Origin of the sequence: Pseudomonas sp. Pseusp11, assembly GCF_047304405.1 — a bacterium.
GTDB lineage: Bacteria > Pseudomonadota > Gammaproteobacteria > Pseudomonadales > Pseudomonadaceae > Aquipseudomonas.
Map to the genome: position 1 here is coordinate 55,849 of NZ_JBGLZF010000008.1, position 23,385 is coordinate 79,233.

A 23,385-nucleotide genomic window follows, 5' to 3' on the forward strand; every position below is an offset into this window, starting at 1 on the left:
GCAAGAGTGTGCGTCTGTTAATGCAAACTAGTTGCAGTTGGACAAGAAGACGAAGAACTCGAAAAAAACCTGAATCTATCGGGAAATTATTTCCTGGCTGCCGTCATCGAGGGTACGGATGGCCACCGGCAGAATGCTCGGCAAGGCCTTGAGCAGCGCGTCGGTGTTGTCGGATTTGAACACGCTGGTCAGGCGCAGGTTGCCTACGTTGGCGCTGCCGACTGTCAGCGGTTTCTCCCGATAACGCGACACTTCTTCGGCCACTTCGCTGAGGCTGGCGTTGTTGAACACCAGTTTGCCGCTGCGCCATGCGGTCAGCTCCGCAGGATTGACCGCATAAGCAGCGGTCACTTTGCCCTGGGCATTGATGCGAGTGCCGAAGCCGGCGGTAAGGCTGACGAAATCGTCGCCGCTCCCTTGAACCCTGACCGTGCCCTGCTCCACCGCGACCCGGGTTTCGGCGCTGTCGCGGCGCACATCGAACCGGGTGCCGGTGACCGTGACCTTGCCGCTGCCCGCCTCGACCACGAACGGTCGACTGCTGTCGTGCTCGACGCTGAACATCACCTCGCCTTGCATCAACTCGATGCCGCGACGGTCCTTTTCATAGCGCACCTGCACCCGGCTGCGGCTGTTCAGATCAATCACCGAACCGTCCGGCAGCGCCACATGACGACGTACGCCAAGGGCCGTGGAATATTCAGCCGTGTAGGTCGCCGGAGGGTTCAAGCCGCTGAACAGCCCCAGGCCGAGCGCCACCGCCAACACGCTGGCGGCCACCGCGTAACGCACCAGCGGACGACGTTTACTGCGCGCCGCCGGAGTTTCACACAAGGCGTGCAGACGCTTGGCCGGCAACCGATCGGCCGCCACCCACAGGTCCTGGAGTATCTGATATTCGTTGCGATGCTGAGGGTGTTCGTCCAGCCAGCTCTCAAAGCTGCGCTGTTCTTCAGCGCTGACGGCAGGTTCCTGCAAACGCACAAACCACCGCGCCGCGTCGTCGCGAACCGTTGTTTGCCCGCACGCACAATCACGAGTATCCATCATGGAAAGTCCTGCTTGGCTGGGGACGAGAAGCCGGCGATCTGTTCGGGACAACGCAACATCATGGTTGTGACCCGTCCAGACGATCACGCAGATGCCGCAGGGTGCGGATCATATACTTTTCCACCATGTTCCTGGACAGCCCCAGGCGTTCGGCGATTTCGGCCTGGGTCAGGCCTTCGATCTTCTGCCAGACGAACACCTTGCGGCAGTTGAGCGGCAACTCGGCGAGCGCCCGCTCGATGGAATCCGCCAACTGGATCGCGTGCATGAAATGCTCCGGGTCGCCGGACGACGACACACTGTGATCGATCGCCTCCGACTCCATGGCGCCCCGCCGATCCTCACGCCGATAACCGTCCACCGCGATGTTGCGCGCGGTCTGGTGCAAATACGCCCGAGGTTGCTGCACCGCCGCCGAATCGGACTCGAGCACCCGCACGAAGGTGTCATGGGCCAGGTCCTCGGCCTGCTGACGATTTCTCAGGCGACGGGTCCAGGTGCCGATCAACTCTTCGTAATACTCGAAAAAGCCGGGTCTGCGGGGCAGCTTGGGGGTCATTGCGGCGTGCTGTGGGGAGGAGGTGCGAATAGTAATGCTTCCTATTAATGTCGGCAAATCATTCCTCCCCCACATCGACTCCCCAGATTGGTTCGTGGAAGTGCCAGACGACCGGTAGCAAAAATCCATTGCCACAAAATATTACTTGCATCATATTACACTTGTAATAAAGCGCCGTTTCCCACAGGTATTTGTCCATGACCAGCATGCCCAGCCTTGAACCCGACCTTGCTGTCGCAGTGAACCCACCCAAGCCTCCCCTGCTGAAACGGCTGGTATTGCTGACGGCGGCCATCGCAGCCCTGGTGTTTATCGGGCTGTACGCGAGCCATTGGTGGACTGCCGGGCGCTTCATCGAAGAAACCGACGATGCCTACATTGGTGGCGACGTCACGGTAATCGGCCCGAAGGTTGCCGGCTATATCGAAGAAGTGCTGGTGACCGACAACCAGAGGGTCAAGGCCGGCGATGTGCTGATCCGGATCGACGCCCGTGACTATCGCGCCAACCTGGCCAAGGCTGAAGGCGCGGTGGCCGCTGAAGAAGCGCTGCTCGCCAACCTCGACGCCACCGAACAACTGCAATACGCGGTGATCGGCCAGGCCCGCGCCGGCATCGATGCCGCGGGCGCCGAAACCGCGCGCTCGCGGGACGACAATGCACGCTACAAACGCCTGGTGGGCAGCAATGCCGTCTCGGTGGAAAGCGCACAACGGGCCGATGCCACCTTCAAGACGGCCCAGGCACAAAGTGCCCGGGCCCAGGCCGAATTGCTGGCCGCGCAACGCCAGTTGAACGTGATCGAAACCCAGAAACAACAAGCCCGCGCGGCGTTGATACAGGCGCGGGCCGAGCGTGATCTGGCGCAGTTGAACGTCGGCTACACCGAGTTGAAAGCCCCCGTCGATGGTGTGATCGGCAATCGTCGGGCGCGGGTCGGTGCTTATGCCCAGGCCGGTTCGCAACTGTTGTCGTTGGTGCCGGCCAGCGGATTGTGGGTCGATGCCAATTTCAAGGAGGATCAGCTAGCGCGGATGACGCCGGGCCAACGTGTGATCGTGCATGCCGACGTGCTCAAGGGGCGTGAGTTCCACGGGCATCTGGACAGCCTGGCGCCGGCCAGCGGTTCGCAGTTCAGCGTGCTGCCACCGGAAAACGCCACCGGTAACTTCACCAAAATCGTCCAGCGGGTGCCGGTGCGGATCCTGCTCGACCCGGCGGATGGCGTACTCGGTCATCTGCGTCCAGGCCTGTCGGTGACGGCCGAAGTGGACACCCGCGCCGAGCCTGAAGCGCAAACCCCAACCGTGGCCCGCGCGCCATGAGCCGCGCCCCCGCGCAACCGTTCAACGCCGCCAACATGGCGACGGCGACCAAGGTGTTCGCCTTCGCCACGATGTGCATCGGCATGTTCATTGCGCTGCTGGATATCCAGATCGTCTCGGCGTCGCTGCGTGACATCGGCGGCGGGCTCTCGGCCGGCACCGACGAAACCGCCTGGGTGCAGACCAGTTACCTGATCGCCGAAATCATCGTGATCCCGCTGTCGGGCTGGTTGTCCCGGGTGTTCTCGACCCGTTGGCTGTTCTGCGCTTCGGCGATTGGCTTCACTCTGGCCAGCCTGCTCTGCGGCGTGGCCTGGAACATCCAGAGCATGATCGCCTTCCGCGCCCTGCAAGGGTTTCTCGGTGGCTCGATGATTCCGCTGGTGTTCACCACCGCCTTCTTTTTCTTCACCGGCAAGCAACGGGTGATCGCCGCCGCAACCATCGGCGCAGTGGCCTCGCTGGCGCCGACGCTGGGGCCGGTAATCGGTGGCTGGATCACTGACATTTCGTCCTGGCACTGGCTGTTCTACATCAACCTGGTGCCGGGGATTTTCGTCGCGGTGGCAGTGCCGATGCTGGTGAAAATCGACCAGCCGGAATTGTCGCTGCTCAAGGGCGCCGACTACCTGAGCATGCTGTTCATGGCGGGGTTTCTCGGCTGCCTGGAATACACCCTCGAAGAAGGTCCACGCTGGAACTGGTTCAGCGACAGCACGATTCTGACCACCGCTTGGATCAGCGGCCTGGCCGGATTGGCCTTCATTGGTCGAACCTTGCACGTGGCCAACCCGATCGTCGATCTGCGCGCCTTGAAGGACCGCAACTTCGCCCTCGGTTGTTTCTTTTCGTTCGTCACCGGGATCGGCCTGTTCGCGACGATTTACCTGACGCCGCTGTTTCTCGGCCGGGTGCGCGGCTACAGCGCGCTGGACATTGGCCTGGCGGTTTTTTCCACCGGGGTGTTCCAGATTATGGCGATTCCGCTGTACGCCTTTCTGGCCAATCGCATCGACCTGCGCTGGATCATGATGACCGGCCTTGGGCTGTTCGCCCTGTCGATGTGGGATTTCAGCCCGATCACCCATGACTGGGGGGCTAGAGAATTGATTCTGCCGCAAGCCTTGCGCGGGATCGCGCAGCAACTGGCGGTGCCGCCGGCGGTGACCCTGACCCTTGGCGGGTTGGCACCGGCGCGGCTCAAACATGCTTCGGGATTATTCAACCTGATGCGTAACCTCGGCGGCGCAATGGGGATCGCCGCGTGCGCGACGATTCTCAATGACCGCACCAACCTGCACTTCACCCGGCTGGCGGAGAACCTCAACAGCACCAACGAAGCTCTGAATCAGTGGCTGTCCCAGGTCGGCCACAACTTCGCCGCCCTCGGCCAGAGCGGTGACATCGGCGTCACCGCCAGCCTGCATCAACTGTGGCTGCTGACCTACCGCGAAGCGCAGACGCAAACTTACGGTGACGCCTTTTTGATGATCATGGTCTGCTTCATTCTCGCCACGGCGATGGTGCCCTTGATGCGCAAGGTGCAACCACCAGCCGCGCCGAGTGCCGATGCTCATTGAGCCTGGCGGCACTTCAAAAAATCAGGCCTGAGGCATCTTGCGGAAACCCACGGCCAGGCGGTTCCAGCTGTTGATGGTGGAAATCGCCACGGTCAGGTCGACCATTTCCTTGGGGCTGAACTCGGCGCTGAGTAGCGCATAGTCTTCGTCCGGCGCGTGGGTCAGGCTCACTTGGGTCATGGACTCGGTCCAGGCCAGTGCGGCGCGCTCACGATTGGTGAAGAACGGCGCCTCGCGCCAGGCTGTCACGGCGAACAGCCGACGTGGCGTTTCCCCGTCCTTGATGGCATCGGCAGTGTGCATGTCGATGCAGAAGGCACAACCGTTGATCTGCGACGCGCGCAGCTTGACCAGTTCGATCAGCGACTTTTCCAGCGGTAGTTTCGAGACCGCGGTTTCCAGGGCCATCATGGCCTTGAGGGCGTCTGGGGAGGCGGTGTAGAAATCGATACGGGTTTGCATGGCGAGCTCCAATCACAATGGGTGTTGGCGCTACGTTAATGCGGACCTGCGGTTGAACAAATAGCCAATTATTGGGAAGTTGAGGATGCCAATAGACCAGAAGACTTCAGTGATGGTACCGACGCCTTCGCGAACAGGCTCGCGAAGGCGTCGGTACAGGCAATCAACCTATCAGTGGCTACGGCTGCGCAACCACTGCAAAAACCCCTTCTTCGCCACCACCTTGGGTGTTTCCTGCATCAGCGTCTGAGCCGTATGCATACGGAAATCCAGCAAGGCTTTCATCGCCTCATTGATGTCATGACGAGCATCGAGGCAAGGCTTGAGGTATTCCTTCTCGATGCGATAAAGCGTGCAAAAGGTCTTGGCCGTAAAGTCGGCGAGCGCCGATTCATCGGAAAGAACCCCGGCCTCGCCAATCACCTCTCCCGGCCCCATGCGCGCGGCTTCGAACTTGGTGCCACCGCGGTTCAGGGCTACCGACACCACGCCGGACTCGATGATGAACAGGTGATCGCTGACCTCCCCCGCCGGCAGGATCATTTCGCCGGCGCGGAAGGTTTGTAGCGTCATGTTCTGGCTGAAGGTTTCTTTCTCTTCCTGACGCAGAGTCGAGAAAATGTTCGAGCTGTCCAGCAGCGCCCGCGGCCGAGACAAGGCAGCAGGCGCGTTAGGCTCGACGCTCGACAACAGGCTGATACCGGATGCCTGCAAATGCCGGAACGCCAGGTCGAACAACTGATTACGCACCATGCGTTTCTGATCCATGGACACCACGAAACCGCTGATTTCGTATTCCACGCCAGTGCTGCCGGAGCTTTTCAACGCCACGTTCGGCGCTGGTTTGCTCAACAGAAAACGGCACCCCTGCATGGCCCGCTCCAATGCATCGACCACTTTTTGCGGACGAGCATGGGGGCTCACTTGCAGGCTGATCGAGACACCGAAAATGTCGCTTGGGCGGCTGAAGTTGACGATCTTGGCCTTGGCCGCCAGGGAGTTGGGAATCACCGCCATGCTGCCTTGCGCGGTTTGCAGGCGCGTGGCGCGCCAGTCAATGTCGGTGACCCGGCCTTCGGTGCCATCGATGGAGATCCAGTCATCCAGTTGATAGGGTTTGGTGGTGTTCAGGACGATCCCGGAGAACACGTCGCTGAGGGTACTTTGCAAGGCCAGGCCGACGACGATCGCCAACGCACCGGACGTCGCCAGCACGCCCTTGACCGGCAACTCGAGCACGTATGCCAGTGCGGCGATGACCGCGATCAGGAAAATCACCGCGCCGAGCAGGTCCTGCAACAAGCGCCCGGTGTGCCCGACCCGTTGCATCATCACCGCACCGAGCAACACCGTCAGGGTGCGCGCCGCGTACAGCCACCAACCGATCTGCAAACCGGTTGCCGCCAGGTGCAACGGCACATTATCGGCCCAGGGCGCCGGCGCCATGGGGTTCAAGCCTTCGTTGAACAGCAGCACGCTGAACAGCGAGAAAATCACCAGCCGCACTGCCAGTTTCCAGTTGCTGCCGCTGGCCGTGATCAAACGCCACAACACCAGATCGATCAGGATCAGGATCAGCGCGCTAAGCAACGGGTGATTGGTGAGCAGTGACAGCATCAAGCAACTCCAACAAAGGCCAATGGCGTGAAGATCTCACAGATTGTAGGAGCTGGCGAAGCCTGCGATCTGCAAAACACCACAAAGCCGATGTGGGAGATACCAGGTTGCAGAGCAACCCACTACTGCGTCGTATTCAACCGCTCATCCGGCCGAACCGGCCCGACTGGAAGTCGCTGAAGGCCTGATGGATTTCCTGCTCGGTGTTCATTACAAACGGGCCGTGGCCGACGATGGGCTCGTCGATCGGCTCGCCGCTGAGCAGCAGCACGACTGCATCGTTGTCGGCTTCGAGGCTGAGCTGATCACCGTTGCGTTCGAACAACGCCAACTGCCCGTCACGCACCAGTTCCTGACCATTGACCTGAACCGTACCGCGCAGCACCACCAGTGCGGTGTTGCGTCCTTCATGCAGATCCAGGGTCAGCAACTTGCCGGCGTTCAAGCGCACATCCCACACGTCGATCGGCGTGAAGGTCCGCGCCGGGCCTTTGTGGCCGTCGAACTCACCGGCAATCAAGCGCAGGCTGCCGGCATTGTTTTCCAGCGGGATACGCGCAATGTCGCCGTCGAGAATCGTCTGGTAACCGGGCTCGGCCATCTTGTCCCTGGCCGGCAAGTTAACCCACAGCTGTACCATTTCCAGGGTGCCGCCGGTTTTGGCGAAACCTTCGGAGTGAAACTCCTCATGAATGATCCCCGAGGCCGCGGTCATCCATTGCACATCGCCGGGGCCGATCTTGCCGCCGCTGCCAGTGGAGTCACGGTGTTCCAGCTCGCCCTTGTAGACGATCGTCACGGTCTCGAACCCGCGGTGCGGATGCTGACCCACGCCACGACGCTCGGTGGTCGGAGTGAATTCGGCGGGACCTGCGTGATCCAGCAGCAAGAACGGGCTGATGTGTTTGCCCAGGTTGTCGTAGGAAAACAGCGTGCGAACCGGAAAACCGTCGCCGACCCAATGAGGTCGTGGACTGGTGTAGATACCGATGATGTTTTTCATCTTGGCCTCTGAATCTGTTGTGTGACGCGATGGATAAAGCTTAAAACCATGACCTTTGGCGCACTAGACTGCAAAAATCAGCCTCATCGTTCTATCTGGAGAACGATGGAGGAAGATTTTTTGATCTTCCAACAGCCCATTCATGACTTGCGGTAAACAGTGCTTTGCCAAACCAGCGGTTTTTCTCAAGGGTGCAGCCGGGGATACTCCCGCCCATTCCCACTGCAACCCCTGGAGTCATTGATGTCTATTCCCGCATTCGGTCTTGGTACGTTTCGCCTGCAAGGCCAAGTGGTCATCGATTCGGTAAGCACCGGTCTTGAGCTGGGTTACCGGGTCATCGACACCGCGCAAATCTACGAAAACGAAGCCGAGGTCGGCCAGGCCATCGTCGCCAGCGGCATTGCCCGTGAAGAGTTGTTCATCACCAGCAAAATCTGGGTCGCCAATTTTGCCAAAGACCGGTTGATCGACAGCCTCAAAGAGAGCCTGGATAAGCTGCAAACCGACTATCTGGACCTGACGCTGATCCACTGGCCGTCGCCGGAAGACCAGGTGCCGGTCGAAGAATTCATGGGGGCGCTGCTCGAAGCCAAACGACTGGGCCTGACCCGTCGGATCGGCGTGTCCAACTTCACGGTCGACCTGATGAAGCAAGCCATCGCTGCGGTCGGTGCCGAGAACATCGCCACCAACCAGATCGAGCTGCACCCGTACCTGCAAAACCGCAAGGTCGTCGAATTTGCGCAAAGCCAGGGCATCCAGATCACCTCTTACATGACCCTGGCCTATGGCGAAGTGCTGAAAGATCCGCTCATCCAGCAGATCGCCGATCGCCTGCAGGCGACACCGGCCCAAGTCACCCTGGCCTGGGCCATGCAACTGGGGTACGCGGTGATCCCCTCTTCCACCAAACGCACCAACCTGCAAAGCAATTTGCACGCCTGCACCCTGACCCTGAACGACGCCGACATGGCGCTGATCGCGGGCCTGGATCGCGGCCAGCGGCTGACCAGCCCCAACGGCATTGCGCCGCAGTGGGATTGAGTTTCAGCCCTGACTTAAATCTTGGCTCAAGCGTTTATCCAGCGATGACATCGCGCGCTGCAACTGATCGACAGCTTCCTTGAGCAGCACCGGATCTCCCCCGTTGATGACAAGCTCCAGTTGCTCGCAGCCCTCGATCAAGCGCTGTGCCCGAACCATGCGCGCACCGCCCTTGATGCGGTGCGCCAGGTCGAGCAGCACACGGTGATTGCCATTGGCGTGCGCCTGGAGCAAATCATCCAGGTCCGTCCGGTTGGTCTGCGTCACTTCATGCAAAAGGCGATTAAGGAGTGTGCGGTCTGCACCGACGTATTGCTCCAGGCCACTCAGGTCCATCTCGGGCGTTGATGGTTCGTCGATGTGCTCTGGCGCCTGACTGGCAAACCTCGACGCCAGCCAAGCGTGCAAATCCGCCAGCAGGATGGGTTTGAACAGGCAGTCGTCCATGCCTGCCTCCAGACAGCGCAACTTCTCCTCGGGCTGCGCATTGGCGGTAAACCCCAGAATCAGCGTCGGCGGCAATCCCTTGGCGCGCTCTTCATCGCGTATGGCACCGGTCAGTTCATAACCACTGAGCCTCGGCATATTGCAGTCGGTAACGACCAGATCGAAGCCATGCTCGCGCCACAGCTCAAGCCCCCGAGCGCCCTCTTCGGCCTCCAGAACATGATGCCCCAGGTGGCTCAGTTGTCGTGAAAGCAACAATCGATTGGCCGAGTGATCGTCGACCACCAGAATCGTCAGTGACCGCGTCGGCGCCTGCAACCCGATATCCCCCCCCACACTAGAAGGCAACGGTTGCAATGCGATCAGCTCAAGGTTGATGTCGATCCGCGTGCCTTGCCCAGGAACGCTGTCGAGTTGCAACCGCCCGCCCATCATTTCGCACAGCGTGCGGCTGATCACCAACCCCAGGCCAGAACCGCTTCGGGCTGACTGTCGGCCGTTATCGGCCTGGATAAACGGGCTGAACAATCGTTGGCGGTCGACAGTGCTGATGCCAATGCCGGTGTCTTCAATGCGTACGCTGACCGCCAGATGCCCCGCCGTAACGGGCGCTACCCGCAGCGTCAGGCTCACCTCCCCCTCATGGGTGAACTTGATGGCATTGCTCAGCAGATTGGACAGCACCTGCTTGAAACGGATGGGATCGATCAACACATCACAGTCACTGTATTCGTCCAGATCGATTCGCCACGCCAGCGCTTTCTGCCGTGCAAGGCCTTCGAAAACCCGACACACCGATTCCACCAGCCCCCGCAGATTGGCGCGCTCAGGGCTCAGGGATAAATGCCCTGACTCGATCCGCGCGATATCCAGAATGTCGCCGATCAGCGCCAGCAATTGTTGGCCGGCACTGGACGCCACCTCAACGGCAGAACGGTCGATGACGCCTTCATCCGCGCGCATCAAGGTCAGCTCGAGCATGCCGATCAGCGCGTTCATCGGCGTGCGGATCTCATGACTCATGGTCGCCAGAAAGGTGGTTTTGGCGCGATTGGCGTCGTCCGCCGCGTCCTTGGCGTCCTGCAATTGCTGCAACCATTGCTGGCGCTGGCGGATCTGCCGGCGCTGCCAGGCGATCCAGCCCAGGGCGAGTAACAGCAAGGCGCCAGCCACGGCAAATGCCTGAAGAATGCCTTGGCGATGACGCAGCCAATAGCTGTCATCCACCACCACGTCATTGCTCCAGCGGGCCACCAGATCGTCCATCTCCTGGGGCGAGATGCTCAGCAATGCCTTGTTCAGTATCGAGTGCAGCTCCAGCGCATCATTTCCGGTCGCCAGAGCGATGCGTGCCGGTTCATCGCCCACAGTACTGCTGATGCGCAGACGCCCGCCGTAATACCGGGCAATCAGGTAGCGGGTCATGAACAATGAACTGAGCGCGGCATCAGCTTCCCCCTTCATGACCATTTCCAGGCCTTGGGCCGGGCTTTGCACATCCAGCATCCGCACCTGCGGTGCCCTGGCAAGAATGAATGCGCGCATTGGATGACTGTGATAGATCGCCAGGCGTTTGCCGGCCAGATCCTCCAGAGTTCTCGGGCTGCCGGGGGTGACTGCACTGACCAGCGTGTATGGATTGGTGACGTAAGGGCTGGTAAAACGCAGCCCGGCCACACCTTCAGTCGTGGGGATGAGCGCCGGCAATATGTCGATCTCGCCGGCCTTGAGTCGCTGGATCTGCTCGTCCAGGGATTGGCCCCGCAGCACGTTGAAGTTCAAACCGCTACGCTGGCTGATCAGCGTCAACAATTGCGCGGTCAACCCGCTGAATCGCCTTTCGGCATCATAGAAAGTCAAAGGCGCAAAGTCCCCGACCACTCCGACGCTCACCGTCGGATGCCGAGCCCGCCATTGCTGTTCACTGGCGCTCAGACTCACCCGCTGCAGACCCAGACGATTGGCGCGGCCGGCACTCCATCGTTGCTCGATGGCAAATCGTTGCTCCATAGGGATCGCCGCCAGTGCCTTGTCGACAATGTTTTTCAGGCGCGTATTGTCCCGCGCCAATGCGAAACCGAACGGGTTGGCGTCAAGGCCGGATGGCCCCATCAACTGAACGTTATTGTGGTAGTTGTTGTTGATCAGGTAATTGGCACTGATAAGATCCCCGAGATACACATCATCCTGCCCATATGCCACGGCTCCGAGTGCATCGAGCGGCGATGAGTAACGTTGCAGATCAGCCTTGGGATAGAAGGCTTTGACGGTCTGCTCCGGCAGATAGTCGGCGACCATGGCAATGCGTTTACCAGCCAGATCCTCGGGCATGCGCTCGTCCAGTCTGGTGACCAGCATCGGCTGATCTTCGGCATAGGCGCTGGTTCGATTCAGTTCGGGATCGGCGGCCTCGAAGCTGTTGGAGGTTCCCAGCAGATCCAGGTCTTTGCGTTTGAGTGCCGCCATCGCTGACTCGCGTGTGCCATAGCGCAGCACCTCGACGTTGACGTGCAGCAGTTGCGCAAGCAGCCCGACATAATCGGCGGTAATGCCCTCCAGTTCATCGTGATTGCGCGTCAATTCGAAGGGCGGGTAGTCCGGCCCCGTTACTCCGACGCGCAACACCCGCTTGCTGATCAGCCAATTGCGATCATCCACATCCAGCTGGACAGCGTTGCTCTCCACCGTGGAGCGCCCCAGCAGGCGCAATGACTTAGGCTCGTCGGCTACCGCGACCAGGGCCTGCGATGCAAGACATAGCATCAAGACCCACAGGAAGATGCGCACGGTCGGGCTCATTCAGATCAGATGATTGCGCACGGCGAAATCGCGCAGGTGCACTGCTGCATTCACCCCCAGTTTTTCGATCAAGCGGGTCTTGTAGGTGCTGACGGTCTTGTGACTCAGGTGCATAAGCTCGGCGATAGCCTTGTTACTCATACCCTGAGCCAAATACCGCAGGATCGTCAGTTCGCGGTTGGAGAGTTTGTCGATCATCTCTTTTTCGCTGCGTTGCCGGGGGTCCTGCGACACCGAAGGCAGTCGGACGAAAAAGGTGTAGTTGGCCATGACTGCATGCGCGGCTTTTTGCAATTGATTCAAGTCGTTGGTCTTGGCGACGTACGCCATGGCCCCGGCGCGCATGCAACGCTCTTGAAAAAACAGCGGATCCAGGGAGGTGAAAACCAGTACCAGACATAACCAATCACTGGCCTTGATCCGGCCCAGCAGCTCCAGCCCATCACCACCGGGCATCACCAGATCCAGTACCACCAGATCGACTGCATGCTCACGAAGTATCGACAAGGCCTCGCCAACACTGGACGCCTCATAGAAGTGTTTGAAACCTTCCCGCTCAAGTACAAGTCTGACTGCGGCGCGTATCACCGGATGATCGTCCACAAGCAGCGCTTTCTTCATGGCAATTCCTTTGCAAAAACTCAACGATTGCCCGCCGCTAACCGCCGGGATAGACGCAGCGGCTGCGCGATGACTTTTGCACGGAAAGCAGGAGAAATGTACCTGTCAGAAATGATAGTACCGACGGACGGTAACCCTGAGTTCAACCAATTCGTCGGCGACTCCGCTCATGATCCAGAAGCGGCGCAGCTTCACACATAGACAGATCGATGCGCGCCATCAGCCGTCGGATGGCTGCCAAATCCGGCAGCGCCGCGTGGTCGTTGTAGATCAAGGCGTGATGAACCTGATGGTTATCGCGGAAGAACCCGGACAGATCCAATGCCCCTGCCGCCAGAGCGGCATTGACGACCACCAGGTCGAACGGCTCGCAACCGTACTCCACCAGGTTCAGCATATCTGCAAGGCTGTGCACCGGTGCCACCCGGTAATAACCGAGCTGATTGAACAACCGCTCGGTTTTCAGCCGGTGAAAATGCTGTTCGTCGGCGATCAGGATGCGCAAGGCTTTGTTGGTCATCGCGGGCCTCCACGTCAATGGCTGATAAGTGAGGCGGCAAGGCTACGGAAGACTCGGGAAGCGTTCTGTAGGACTTTTCCTAAAAATCGAGGGCTCTATCCGACTTAAAGATTAAAAGATCGCAGCCTGTGTAGGAGCTGGCGCAGCCTGCGATCTTTTGATTTTTTCAAAGCAGGATCAAGAGATCGTCCGAACGCGGCCCGAGCCTTCGGCAGCTCCTACAATTTGGCAGCATTACTGCCAACCAAACCGCCGAATATAGAAGCCTTTCACCGCCTGGGTCAGCGCCATGTACGCCAACAGAATCACCGGCAGGAACACGAAATACAGCGACGGCAGCGCCTGCAGTTTGAAGTAGTGCGCCAGCGGCCCCATCGGCAGGAAAATCCCCACGGCCATGATGATGCCGGTCATCACCAGCAGCGGCATGGCGGCGCGGCTTTGCAGGAACGGGAGCTTCGGCGTGCGGATCATGTGCACGATCAGCGTCTGGGTCAGCAGCCCGACCACGAACCAGCCAGACTGGAACAGGGTCTGGTGGTCCGGGGTGTTGGCATCGAACACGTACCACATCAAGGCAAAGGTGCTGATGTCGAAGATCGAACTGATCGGGCCGAAAAACAGCATGAAGCGCCCGACGTCCGCCGGCTGCCAGCGTTGTGGTTGTTTCAGCATCTCTTCATCGACGTTATCGAACGGGATGGCGATCTGCGAAATGTCGTAGAGCAGGTTCTGCACCAGCAGGTGCATCGGCAGCATGGGCAGGAACGGAATGAACGCACTGGCCACCAGCACCGAGAACACATTGCCGAAGTTCGAGCTGGCGGTCATTTTGATGTACTTGAGCATGTTGGCGAAGGTCCGCCGCCCTTCCAGCACGCCCTCCTCCAGCACCATCAGGCTCTTTTCCAGAAGGATGATGTCCGCCGCTTCCTTGGCGATGTCCACCGCGCTGTCCACCGAAATGCCGATGTCGGCAGTGCGCAGGGCTGGCGCATCGTTGATGCCGTCGCCCATGAAACCGACCACATGGCCGTTGCCCTTGAGCAGGCGGACGATGCGTTCCTTGTGCGACGGCGTGAGTTTGGCGAAGACGTTGGTGGTCTCCACCGCCACCGCCAGCTCGGCGTCGCTCATGCGCTCGATGTCGTTGCCCATCAGCAGGCCTTGCTGCTCCAGCCCGACTTCGCGGCAGATTTTCGCGGTCACCAGTTCGTTGTCGCCAGTCAGCACTTTCACCGCCACACCGTGCGCGGCCAGGGCCTTGAGTGCCGGCGCGGTGCTTTCCTTCGGTGGATCGAGGAAAGCCACGTAACCGATCAGCGTCAGCGCCTGTTCATCGGCCAGGCTGTAAGTGTCGCGGCCCTCGATCATCGGCCGCGCCGCCACCGCCACTACCCGCAGGCCTTCGGCATTGAAGGCGGCGGTGACCTGGCGAATCCGCGCCAGCAATTCATCGCTCAGCGCCTCGTCGGCATCGCCGTGGCGTACCCGGGTGCACACCGCCAGCACTTCTTCCACCGCGCCTTTGCAGATCAGCAGATGTGGTTGATCACGCTCGGCCACCACCACCGACATGCGCCGCCGGGTGAAGTCGAACGGAATCTCGTCGACCTTGCGAAACGCCGTGCCGACTTTCAGCTCACGGTGGATTTCCACGTGCTCCAGCACGGCCACGTCCAGCAGGTTTTTCAGGCCGGTCTGGTAGTAGCTGTTGAGGTAGGCCATTTCCAGCACGTCATCGGAATCGTTGCCCCAGACATCGACGTTGCGCGCGAGGAAGATTTTGTCCTGGGTCAGGGTGCCGGTCTTGTCGGTGCAGAGCACGTCCATGGCGCCGAAGTTCTGGATCGCGTCGAGGCGTTTGACGATGACTTTTTTGCGCGACAGGAACACCGCGCCCTTGGCCAGGGTCGAGGTGACAATCATCGGCAGCATTTCCGGGGTCAGGCCCACGGCGATCGACAGCGCGAACAGCAACGCTTCGGTCCAGTCACCCTTGGTGAAACCGTTGATGAACAACACCAGCGGCGCCATGACAAACATGAAGCGAATCAGCAACCAACTGACTTTGTTGACCCCGGTCTGGAACGAGGTTGGCGCACGATCGGTGGCACCGACCCGCTGCGCCAGCGCGCCGAAATAGGTGTTGTTGCCAGTGGTGAGAATCAGCGCCATGGCCGTGCCGGACACCACGTTGGTGCCCATGAACAGGATGTTGTCGAGGTCCAGCGGGTTGTGGGTGTGGTTGTCCTGCTGACGTGGGAATTTTTCCACCGGCATCGATTCACCGGTCATCGCAGCCTGGCTGACGAACAGGTCCTTGGCGTTGAGCACTCGGCAATCGGCAGGAATCATGTCACCGGCCGAGAGCACGATCAGGTCGCCCGGCACCAGTTGCTTGATCGGCAATTCAAGGCGTTGCGCACCGTTGTTCGCCTCCTCCCGACGCATCACCGTGGCGGTGTTGCTGACCATCGCCTTGAGCGCGTCGGCGGCTTGGTTGGATTTGGTTTCCTGCCAGAAACGCAGCAAGGTCGAGAGCACCACCATCGAGAAAATCACGATGGCGGCTTTCATGTCTTCGGTCAGCCAGGAGATCACCGCCAGCAACGTCAGCAGCAGGTTGAACGGGTTTTTGTAGCAGTGCCACAGGTGCGTCCACCACGGCAGCGGTTGCTCGTGCTCGACTTCGTTGAGGCCGTACTGTTCGCGCAGCGCATCGGCCTCGGGTTCAGTCAGGCCGTCAGGGTGGCTGCCGAGGTTATCCAGCAATTGGCCGGTGTCGCTGTTGGCGGCGGCGACCAGGGTTTGCGCGAGCGTCGGCGGGACTTCACGGCTGACCGTGGTGTCGGTGAAGCTTTCCAGCAACGCCAGTCGACGGAAGTGCCGGGCGATGTGACGGTTTCGCAGGAATCCGGCGAAGAATTCTTTCAGCCAGGTCAGGTTCATGGCAGTGCCCCCCAGGGTCAGCCGGGAAACCGTCGAGCAGGCGTGTCGAGGCGCTGCGATGACGACACGGGGTCGAACATCACACGCTGTTCAGCGTCGATGAGAGGACGTCGGGAGTCGGGCCAAAACCGGCCACGATCGGGATGCCGCTGCTCGCTTTACGGCGAGACAACGGCACAAAAAGGCTGCGCGTTATCTTGCCGGGAAAATGCCGGTTACCGAGACCGGCCGACAACTGTCACTCGAACAAGTACCCACTGTGGGTCTCCGCTAATTGATGAAAACGCGCGAAGCTTACGCCGCGATACCTAGAGAGTAAACGCTGCACGGGGGTGTGATGGGGGGAATCGCAGGGTTCTTCAGGAAGGGTTCAGGATTGGGTTTCCGTCAGCCATGAAGATCAAAAGATCGCAGCCTGCGGCAGCTCCTACAGAATTTGTGTCCGCCCGATATTTCATGGGTGTACACGATTCCATGTAGGAGCTGCCGAAGGCTGCGATCTTTTCAGGAACAACTCAATGTCAGCTGGCGGTAGCCAACAACAAGTCCCTAACCGAGCGCCCATGCCCACGGGATTTGCCATGGTCATACAACGAGCCGGCGATTTCATCGGCGCGGATCGGCAGGATCGACAGCAATGTGTCGCTCAAGCCGTGGCTGGCCTGGCAGAAGCCCTGCATGTAGATACCGGCCTTGCAACGCTCGTCCGTGATCAGTCTGTAGTTGCGATCGACCTCGAAATCACCCAGGTACTGCTCCAACGGAGCCAACAGTTTGCGGTGCATCTGCCGCTCGTAACCGGTGGCCAGCACCACGGCGTCGTAACGGTGAACCGTGATTTCGCCGGTGGCGTTGTTGCGCATCGCCAGCTCGATACCGCGTTCGGTGGCGGTGGCTTTTTCGATGGTGGTCAGGGTACGGAACGCATGGCGCGCGATGCCCGAGACTTTCTGCCGGTAGAAGATCCCGTAGATGCGTTCGATCAGGTCGATGTCCACCACCGAATAGTTGGTGTTGTGGTACTCGTTGACCAGACGCTCGCGTTCACTGCTGGCCTGCTGGAACACCAGGTCGGTGAACTCCGGCGAGAACACCTCGTTGACGAAGGGGCTGTCATCGGCCGGTTTCAGGGCCGAGCCGCGCAGGATCATGTCCACCTGCACCGACGGGAAGCTGTCATTGAGGTCGATGAAGGCCTCCGCCGCGCTCTGCCCGCCGCCGATGATCGCGATGTTCATCGGTTGGTTGTTCAAGCATGGCTGCTTGGCCATACGCTCCAGGTACTGGGAATGGTGGAACACCCGACCGTCATTCTTCAGTGCCTTGAACGCTTCGGGAATGCGCGGTGTACCACCGGCGCTGACCACCACCGAACGGGTGGTGCGCACATGCTGCAACCCCTGAGTATCACGCGAGATCACCCGCAACGCCTCGACCTGCTGGTTGTGCAGCACCGGCTCGATGGTCAGCACTTCCTCGCCGTAGCGGCTCTGCCCGGTAAATTGCCCGGCGACCCAGCGCAGGTAGTCGTTGTACTCCATGCGGCACGGATAGAAGGTGCCGAGGTTGATGAAGTCCACCAGACGACCGTGGTGCTTGAGGTAGTTGACGAAGGAATACGGGCTGGTCGGGTTGCGCAGCGTCACCAGGTCCTTGAGAAACGAAATCTGCAGTTCGCTCTGGGTGACCAGGGTGTTGCCGTGCCAGCGGTAGTCCGCCTGCTTGTCGAGAAACAGCACATCCAGCTCGCCCTGACTCGGCCCGCGCTCTTGCAGGGCGATGGCCAGGGCCAGGTTCGAAGGGCCGAAACCGACGCCGATCAGGTCGTGAACGATGGGCGATGCAATTGCCTGTGTCATTTCCAGTGTCCTCTGGATAAACCCCGCAGCTGCGGGGATAAAGCCTGGGTGACCTGACCGGCCTTTGGCGGCAGCAGATCGTCTGTTGAATAGGAACGAGGACAATGAAAAAAAATTTAACGAGGCCTGATTTAAGCGACATCCCACTGGCGCATCCGCACCCGGCAATGCTTCATGGCATTGACGATGTGCTTTTCCACCAGCGCCTTGGAAATGCCCAGGTGCTCGGCGATTTGCGGGTGCGACAGGCCTTCGATCTTGCGCAACAGAAAGCTCTCGCGACACAGCCGTGGCAATTCCGCCAGCGCGCGCTGGAGCATGTCCAGGCGCTGACCGTGATCGAGGCTGTTGTGGGGCGAAGGGATGAAGTAGCGTTCTTCGCTGTCGAGCACGTCCAGGGACTCGACCTGTCGCAAGGCATTGCGTCGATGGTCGTCGATCACCAGGTTGAGCGCGGTGCGATAAAGGAACGCCCGGGGTTGCTCGATCGGCGTGTCGCTGGAACGCTCCAGTACCCGCAGATACGCGTCATGCACCACATCTTCGGCCACCTGGCGGTTGCCTAGCCTGGCGTTCAGGAAACACACCAGCTCGCGATAGTAGTTTTCCAACATGACTCCCGGCCGCACGGGGTGCGGTTTCTATCCTTGAACCAGATCCGCCATCGCCCAAATAGGCAGTGGCACGATGATGGCGATTTCGAGTGTGTAATTTATAGTAATTCTCATATAGATTTAAAGCGCTGTTTCTATTTGCCTGCTAAATAGTGCTGTCCTATACCTGTAAATTTGTCTGTCACTCAAAGCCTCAACACTTAAATTCCCCGCCTCTTCCCTCGTTTACAGGACAGCTCCCCGTGTCTGTCGGCCCTCCGACAGCGTTCAGCTGTCGCCAGGTTTTTGCGCGCCAGCTGAATGACGGGCCGAATCCTATTGGCCGGAACCCTGCATGAAACGTCCCCGTCACACCCGACGCGCCCTGCTTGTAGCCCTTTGTCTGATCCCCGTTATCGCTGTCGCTGCCTGGCAGGTTTTGCCTGCGGGTCGTGACCGGTTCGCCACGGTCCAGGTCGCGCGCGGCGACATCGAAAGCAGCGTTACGGCATTGGGAACCCTGCAACCGAGGCGGTATGTCGATGTCGGCGCCCAGGCCTCCGGGCAGATCCACAAGATCCATGTGGAAGTCGGTGACGTGGTCAAGGAAGGCCAGTTGCTGGTGGAGATAGACCCTTCCACCCAACAGGCCAAACTCGACGCCGGGCGTTTCTCCATCGACAACCTCAAGGCGCAGCTGCAGGAGCAACGGGCACAGCACGACCTGGCCCGGCAGAAATATCAGCGTCAACAGAACCTCGCCGCCGGCGGCGCGACACGCGACGAAGACGTGCAAACGGCCCAAGCCGAACTGCGCACCACCCAGGCGCGCATCGACATGTTCGAGGCGCAGATCCGTCAGGCCCAGGCCAGCCTGCGCAGCGATCAGGCCGAACTCGGCTATACGCGCATTTACGCACCGATGAGCGGAACGGTCGTGGCCCTCGATGCCCGAGAAGGCCAGACCCTCAACGCCCAGCAGCAAACGCCGCTGATCCTGCGCATCGCCAAACTGTCGCCGATGACGGCCTGGGCCGAGGTCTCGGAGGCTGACATCGGCCACGTCAAACCCGGCATGAGCGCCTGGTTCACCACGCTCAGCGGCGGTAACCGGCGCTGGAGCAGCACGGTGCGGCAGATTTTGCCGATACCGCCCAAACCGCTGGATCAGACCAGCCGGGGCGGCGGCAGCCCGGCCAGTTCCAGTAAAAGCGGGACGGCCCGCGTGGTGCTGTACACGGTGCTGCTGGATGTCGACAACGCCGACAATGCGCTGATGGCGGAAATGACCACCCAAGTGTTCTTCGTTTCCAATCAGGCAAACAACGTCCTTACCGCGCCTGTCGCGGCGTTGCAGAGCGGCCCGCAGGCGGACAGTCAAACCGCTCGGGTGGTCGCCCAGAACGGCAGCATCGAACAACGGACTGTGCGCACCGGCATCAGCGATCGCCTGAAGGTGCAGATCCTCGACGGACTGGTCGAAGGCGATCACCTGTTGATCGGCCCCGCCGACGGCAGCGGAGGTTGAATGCAAACGCCTCTGATCGACCTGCAGGACATTCGTAAATCCTACGGTGGCGGCGACGCGCCTGAAGTTCACGTCTTGCGCGGCATCGACCTGTCGATCCACGCCGGGGAGTTCGTGGCGATCGTCGGCGCTTCCGGCTCCGGCAAATCGACGCTGATGAACATCCTCGGCTGCCTCGACCGGCCAACGTCCGGCGAGTACCTGTTCGCCGGCGAAAACGTCGCGGCACTCGACAGCGATGAACTGGCCTGGCTGCGCCGCGAGGCCTTCGGTTTCGTGTTTCAGGGCTACCACCTGATTCCGTCCGGCTCGGCCCAGGAAAACGTCGAGATGCCGGCGATCTACGCCGGCACTCCGGCGGCCGAACGCCACGCCCGCGCCGCCGCCCTGCTCGACCGTCTCGGCCTGGCATCACGCACCGGCAACCGTCCGCACCAGCTCTCCGGCGGCCAGCAGCAACGGGTGTCCATCGCCCGCGCATTAATGAATGGCGGCCACATCATCCTCGCCGACGAACCTACCGGTGCCCTCGACAGCCACAGCGGCGCCGAGGTCATGGCACTGCTCGACGAACTGGCGAGCCAGGGTCATGTAGTGATCCTCATCACCCACGACCGCGACGTGGCGGCGCGAGCCAAACGCGTGATCGAAATCCGTGACGGCCTGATCATCAGCGACAGCGCCCGCGACAACCCCGCCGAGCAGGACTCGGCCAATCCCGGTGCGCTGCAAGCGGTGGATTTGCGCAAGCGGCTGAGCGAAGGCAGCGAGGCCACCGGTGCCTGGAAAGGCGAACTTGTGGATGCGGTACATGCGGCCTGGCGGGTGATGTGGATCAACCGCTTCCGCACCGCCCTGACGCTGTTGGGGATCATCATCGGCGTCGCCTCGGTGGTGGTGATGCTGGCCGTCGGCGAAGGCAGCAAGCGTCAGGTCATGGCGCAGATGGGCGCGTTCGGCTCGAACATCATTTACCTCAGCGGCTCCGCCCCCAACCCGCGCACGCCGCCGGGCATCGTGACCCTGGATGACGTCGCGGCCCTGGCCAGCCTGCCGCAGGTCATGCGAATCATGCCGGTCAACGGCGCCGAAGCCGGGGTGCGCTTCGGCAACCTCGACCATTTGAGCTACGTCGGCGGCAATGACACCAATTTCCCGGCGATCTTCAACTGGCCGGTGGTCGAAGGCAGCTACTTCACCGAGGCCGATGAACGCAACGCAGCGGCGGTCGCGGTGATCGGCCATAAGGTGCGCAGCAAGTTGCTCAAGGATGTCGCCAACCCCATCGGCCAATATATCTTGATCGAAAACGTGCCCTTCCAGGTCGTCGGTGTGCTCGCGGAAAAAGGCGCCAGCTCCGGCGACTCCGACAGCGACAACCGGATTGCCGTGCCCTACTCGGCCGCCAGTGTCCGGTTGTTCGGCACCCACAACCCCGAATACGTGGCCATTGCCGCGGCCGATGCGCGCAAAGTCAAAGAGACCGAAAAGGCCATCGAGCAATTGATGTTGCGCCTGCACGATGGCAAACACGATTTCGAACTGACCAACAACGCCGCGATGATTCAGGCCGAGGCGCGCACGCAAAATACGCTGTCGCTGATGCTCGGCTCGATTGCGGCGATCTCGCTGCTGGTGGGCGGCATCGGCGTGATGAACATCATGCTCATGACTGTGCGCGAACGGACCCGCGAGATCGGTATCCGCATGGCCACCGGCGCCCGTCAACGCGACATTTTGCGCCAGTTTCTCACCGAAGCAGTGATGCTCTCGGTGGTCGGCGGGATCGCCGGCATTGCCCTGGCGCTGATCGTCGGCGGCGTATTGGTGCTCAGCAAAGTCGCGGTGGCCTTTTCCCTGGTGGCAGTCATCGGCGCCTTCGCCTGCGCACTGATCACCGGCGTTGTCTTCGGCTTCATGCCGGCCCGCAAAGCTGCCCGGCTCGACCCGGTCACGGCCCTTACCAGTGAATGATCGATCTATGAAACCGCAACTGAGCCTGTTGACCCTTTGCCTGTTACTCGGCGCGTGCAGCCACCCGGCTGCGCGCCCGGACAGCGGCATACAACCACCGCCGGCGTGGCAATCGCCACACGATGAAAGTGCCTCCCGGACGAGTCGACAATGGTGGACGCAGTTCGGCAGCCCGCAGCTTGATCGCCTGATCGAACAGGCCCGCGTCGGCAGTTATGACCTGGCCGCCGCCATCGCTCGGGTGCATCAGGCCCGGGCCGACACGGTGATTGCCGGCGGCTCGCAGCTGCCGGAGGTCAAGGCCGGCATGAACGCCAACCGCCAGAAATTGCTGCGCGGCAACGGCTATAGCCAACTCGATGCCGACAGCAGTAACAAAGCCGTGGACTACTTTGACGCCAACCTCAGCGCCAGTTACGAGATCGACTTCTGGGGCGGCAAACGCGCGTCCCGAGACAGTGCGCAGTTCGGGCTGCGCGCCAGCGAGTTCGATCAGGCCACGGTTGAATTGACCTTGCTCAGCGGCGTGGCCAACAGCTACGCGCAAGCCTTGTCGCTGGATGAACAAAGTCGCATTGCCGGGCTGAACCTGGCCAACGCACAGAACGTTTTGAAACTGGTGCAGACCCGTTTCGACTCAGGCTCGGCCACCGCACTGGAACTGGCGCAACAGAAAAGCCTGGTGGCGGCGCAACAACGGCAACTGCCGCTGATTCGCCAGCAAGCCGAAGACGCCCGGATCAGCCTCGCTGCCCTGCTTGGCCGGCCGGTTCAGCAACTGCCGACCAGCCAGGAGTCCTTCGAGCAACTGCAGTGGCCCGCCATCGGCGCCGGGCTGCCCAGCGAACTGCTCAGCCGCCGCCCGGATATCGCCCGCGCCGAAGCGCAACTGGCCGCCGCCCAGGCCAACGTCACGGTCGCACGCGCCGCCATGTTGCCCGCCGTAACCCTCAGCGCCAACATCGGCTCGGGCGCCAACACGGCCAGCGATATTCTGCGCAGCCCGTTCTACAACCTCACCGCCGGGCTGGTCGCGCCGATCTTCAACAACGGCCGCCTCGGCGCCGAGCGCGACAAGGCCACGGCCCGCCAACAAGAACTGCTGGAAGCCTACCGAGGCGCAATCATCAATGCTTTTGCCGATGTCGAAAAAGCCCTCAACAGCATTCGCGGCCTGGATGAGCAGCGGCAGTGGCAACGCGAAGAACTGAACCAGGCCCAAACCGCGTTCAACATTGCGCAAAGCCGCTATCAGGCCGGAGCCGAGGATTGGCTGACGGTGCTGGAAACGCAGCGCACGCTGTATGCGGCGCAGGATGCGAATGTGCAACTGCGGTTGTCGAGGGTGCAGGCGAGCATTGCGCTGTACAAGGCGTTGGGTGGAGGGTGGCAGGTGCTTTGATCGAGGTTATCTGTCACCAAAAACCATGTGGCGAGGGGGCTTGCTCC

General features: G+C 60.8%; 17 protein-coding genes. 6 read left to right on the forward strand and 11 right to left on the reverse strand.

Features of this window, described 5'->3' with window-relative positions; translation table 11 throughout:
• Window positions 1–75: 75 nt before the first annotated feature.
• Together ACCC96_RS08945 and ACCC96_RS08950 are read right to left on the reverse strand one after the other, a co-directional pair.
• Window positions 76–1,050, reverse strand: a complete 975-nt coding sequence (locus ACCC96_RS08945; RefSeq protein ID WP_413695595.1) for a FecR family protein — start codon at window positions 1,048–1,050, stop codon at window positions 76–78.
• Window positions 1,051–1,108: 58 nt separating this feature from the next.
• Entirely contained in the window at window positions 1,109–1,609 is a 501-nt protein-coding gene (locus ACCC96_RS08950; protein ID WP_413695596.1) for a sigma-70 family RNA polymerase sigma factor, read from the reverse strand.
• 197 nt (window positions 1,610–1,806) lie between these two features.
• Between ACCC96_RS08950 and ACCC96_RS08955 the strand changes: the two genes are divergently transcribed.
• On the forward strand, window positions 1,807–2,934 hold the full coding sequence (locus tag ACCC96_RS08955) for an HlyD family secretion protein (RefSeq protein ID WP_413695597.1): 1,128 nt from the start codon (window positions 1,807–1,809) through the stop codon (window positions 2,932–2,934).
• Window positions 2,931–4,514, forward strand: a complete 1,584-nt coding sequence (locus ACCC96_RS08960) for a DHA2 family efflux MFS transporter permease subunit (protein WP_413695598.1) — start codon at window positions 2,931–2,933, stop codon at window positions 4,512–4,514. Before ACCC96_RS08955 ends, ACCC96_RS08960 begins: the two co-directional genes overlap by 4 nt.
• 21 nt (window positions 4,515–4,535) lie before the next feature.
• Here ACCC96_RS08960 and ACCC96_RS08965 read toward each other — a convergent pair whose 3' ends face one another.
• From ACCC96_RS08965 to ACCC96_RS08975, 3 genes are all read right to left on the reverse strand, one after another.
• Window positions 4,536–4,976, reverse strand: a complete 441-nt coding sequence (locus tag ACCC96_RS08965; protein WP_413695599.1) for a carboxymuconolactone decarboxylase family protein — start codon at window positions 4,974–4,976, stop codon at window positions 4,536–4,538.
• 171 nt (window positions 4,977–5,147) lie between these two features.
• Entirely contained in the window at window positions 5,148–6,593 is a 1,446-nt protein-coding gene (locus ACCC96_RS08970; protein WP_019648349.1) for a mechanosensitive ion channel domain-containing protein, read from the reverse strand.
• 136 nt (window positions 6,594–6,729) lie between these two features.
• Complete coding sequence (locus ACCC96_RS08975) at window positions 6,730–7,596, reverse strand: pirin family protein (protein ID WP_413695600.1); 867 nt, start codon at window positions 7,594–7,596, stop codon at window positions 6,730–6,732.
• Between the two features lie 243 nt (window positions 7,597–7,839).
• Here ACCC96_RS08975 and dkgB point away from each other — a divergent pair, with 243 nt between their 5' ends.
• Window positions 7,840–8,643, forward strand: a complete 804-nt coding sequence (gene dkgB, locus ACCC96_RS08980) for a 2,5-didehydrogluconate reductase DkgB (protein ID WP_413695601.1) — start codon at window positions 7,840–7,842, stop codon at window positions 8,641–8,643.
• A 3-nt stretch (window positions 8,644–8,646) separates the two neighbouring features.
• Here the strand turns inward: dkgB and ACCC96_RS08985 are convergent, their stop codons facing one another.
• The 6 genes from ACCC96_RS08985 to ACCC96_RS09010 form a co-directional block, all read right to left on the reverse strand.
• Window positions 8,647–11,889 (reverse strand): ATP-binding protein, encoded by a 3,243-nt coding sequence (locus ACCC96_RS08985; RefSeq protein ID WP_413695602.1) that lies wholly within the window; start codon window positions 11,887–11,889, stop codon window positions 8,647–8,649.
• Window positions 11,890–12,510 (reverse strand): response regulator, encoded by a 621-nt coding sequence (locus ACCC96_RS08990; protein WP_413695603.1) that lies wholly within the window; start codon window positions 12,508–12,510, stop codon window positions 11,890–11,892.
• A 142-nt stretch (window positions 12,511–12,652) separates the two neighbouring features.
• Entirely contained in the window at window positions 12,653–13,030 is a 378-nt protein-coding gene (locus ACCC96_RS08995; protein ID WP_413695604.1) for a response regulator, read from the reverse strand.
• 234 nt (window positions 13,031–13,264) lie between these two features.
• Window positions 13,265–15,982 (reverse strand): magnesium-translocating P-type ATPase, encoded by a 2,718-nt coding sequence (gene mgtA, locus ACCC96_RS09000; RefSeq protein WP_413695605.1) that lies wholly within the window; start codon window positions 15,980–15,982, stop codon window positions 13,265–13,267.
• Window positions 15,983–16,503: 521 nt separating this feature from the next.
• Window positions 16,504–17,841, reverse strand: a complete 1,338-nt coding sequence (locus tag ACCC96_RS09005; protein WP_413695606.1) for a lysine N(6)-hydroxylase/L-ornithine N(5)-oxygenase family protein — start codon at window positions 17,839–17,841, stop codon at window positions 16,504–16,506.
• 131 nt (window positions 17,842–17,972) lie between these two features.
• On the reverse strand, window positions 17,973–18,455 hold the full coding sequence (locus tag ACCC96_RS09010) for a sigma-70 family RNA polymerase sigma factor (RefSeq protein ID WP_018925353.1): 483 nt from the start codon (window positions 18,453–18,455) through the stop codon (window positions 17,973–17,975).
• A 334-nt stretch (window positions 18,456–18,789) separates the two neighbouring features.
• Here ACCC96_RS09010 and ACCC96_RS09015 point away from each other — a divergent pair, with 334 nt between their 5' ends.
• From ACCC96_RS09015 to ACCC96_RS09025, 3 genes are read left to right on the forward strand one after another with little or no spacing between them, the layout of a single operon-like run.
• The gene (locus ACCC96_RS09015) at window positions 18,790–19,962 is read left to right on the forward strand and encodes an efflux RND transporter periplasmic adaptor subunit (protein WP_413695607.1); all 1,173 of its coding nucleotides are present in this window, start codon (window positions 18,790–18,792) and stop codon (window positions 19,960–19,962) included.
• Window positions 19,963–21,936 carry a MacB family efflux pump subunit gene (locus tag ACCC96_RS09020; protein WP_413695608.1) on the forward strand — a complete coding sequence of 658 codons (1,974 nt, stop codon included), beginning with the start codon at window positions 19,963–19,965 and terminating at the stop codon, window positions 21,934–21,936.
• 7 nt (window positions 21,937–21,943) lie between these two features.
• The gene (locus ACCC96_RS09025; RefSeq protein ID WP_413695609.1) at window positions 21,944–23,338 is read left to right on the forward strand and encodes an efflux transporter outer membrane subunit; all 1,395 of its coding nucleotides are present in this window, start codon (window positions 21,944–21,946) and stop codon (window positions 23,336–23,338) included.
• Window positions 23,339–23,385: the final 47 nt, after the last annotated feature.

Excerpts from the sequence above, each read along its gene's own strand:
- ACCC96_RS08970 (WP_019648349.1), bottom strand. The coding sequence starts at position 6,593 with ATGCTGTCACTGCTCACCAATCACCCGTTGCTTAGCGCGCTGATCCTG.
- ACCC96_RS08955 (WP_413695597.1), top strand. The coding sequence starts at position 1,807 with ATGACCAGCATGCCCAGCCTTGAACCCGACCTTGCTGTCGCAGTGAAC.
- ACCC96_RS08975 (WP_413695600.1), bottom strand. The coding sequence starts at position 7,596 with ATGAAAAACATCATCGGTATCTACACCAGTCCACGACCTCATTGGGTC.
- ACCC96_RS08950 (WP_413695596.1), bottom strand. The coding sequence starts at position 1,609 with ATGACCCCCAAGCTGCCCCGCAGACCCGGCTTTTTCGAGTATTACGAA.
- ACCC96_RS09020 (WP_413695608.1), top strand. The coding sequence starts at position 19,963 with ATGCAAACGCCTCTGATCGACCTGCAGGACATTCGTAAATCCTACGGT.
- ACCC96_RS09015 (WP_413695607.1), top strand. The coding sequence starts at position 18,790 with ATGAAACGTCCCCGTCACACCCGACGCGCCCTGCTTGTAGCCCTTTGT.
- ACCC96_RS08990 (WP_413695603.1), bottom strand. The coding sequence starts at position 12,510 with ATGAAGAAAGCGCTGCTTGTGGACGATCATCCGGTGATACGCGCCGCA.
- ACCC96_RS09005 (WP_413695606.1), bottom strand. The coding sequence starts at position 17,841 with ATGACACAGGCAATTGCATCGCCCATCGTTCACGACCTGATCGGCGTC.
- ACCC96_RS08995 (WP_413695604.1), bottom strand. The coding sequence starts at position 13,030 with ATGACCAACAAAGCCTTGCGCATCCTGATCGCCGACGAACAGCATTTT.
- ACCC96_RS08945 (WP_413695595.1), bottom strand. The coding sequence starts at position 1,050 with ATGATGGATACTCGTGATTGTGCGTGCGGGCAAACAACGGTTCGCGAC.
- ACCC96_RS08960 (WP_413695598.1), top strand. The coding sequence starts at position 2,931 with ATGAGCCGCGCCCCCGCGCAACCGTTCAACGCCGCCAACATGGCGACG.
- mgtA (WP_413695605.1), bottom strand. The coding sequence starts at position 15,982 with ATGAACCTGACCTGGCTGAAAGAATTCTTCGCCGGATTCCTGCGAAAC.
- ACCC96_RS08965 (WP_413695599.1), bottom strand. The coding sequence starts at position 4,976 with ATGCAAACCCGTATCGATTTCTACACCGCCTCCCCAGACGCCCTCAAG.
- dkgB (WP_413695601.1), top strand. The coding sequence starts at position 7,840 with ATGTCTATTCCCGCATTCGGTCTTGGTACGTTTCGCCTGCAAGGCCAA.
- ACCC96_RS08985 (WP_413695602.1), bottom strand. The coding sequence starts at position 11,889 with ATGAGCCCGACCGTGCGCATCTTCCTGTGGGTCTTGATGCTATGTCTT.
- ACCC96_RS09025 (WP_413695609.1), top strand. The coding sequence starts at position 21,944 with ATGAAACCGCAACTGAGCCTGTTGACCCTTTGCCTGTTACTCGGCGCG.
- ACCC96_RS09010 (WP_018925353.1), bottom strand. The coding sequence starts at position 18,455 with ATGTTGGAAAACTACTATCGCGAGCTGGTGTGTTTCCTGAACGCCAGG.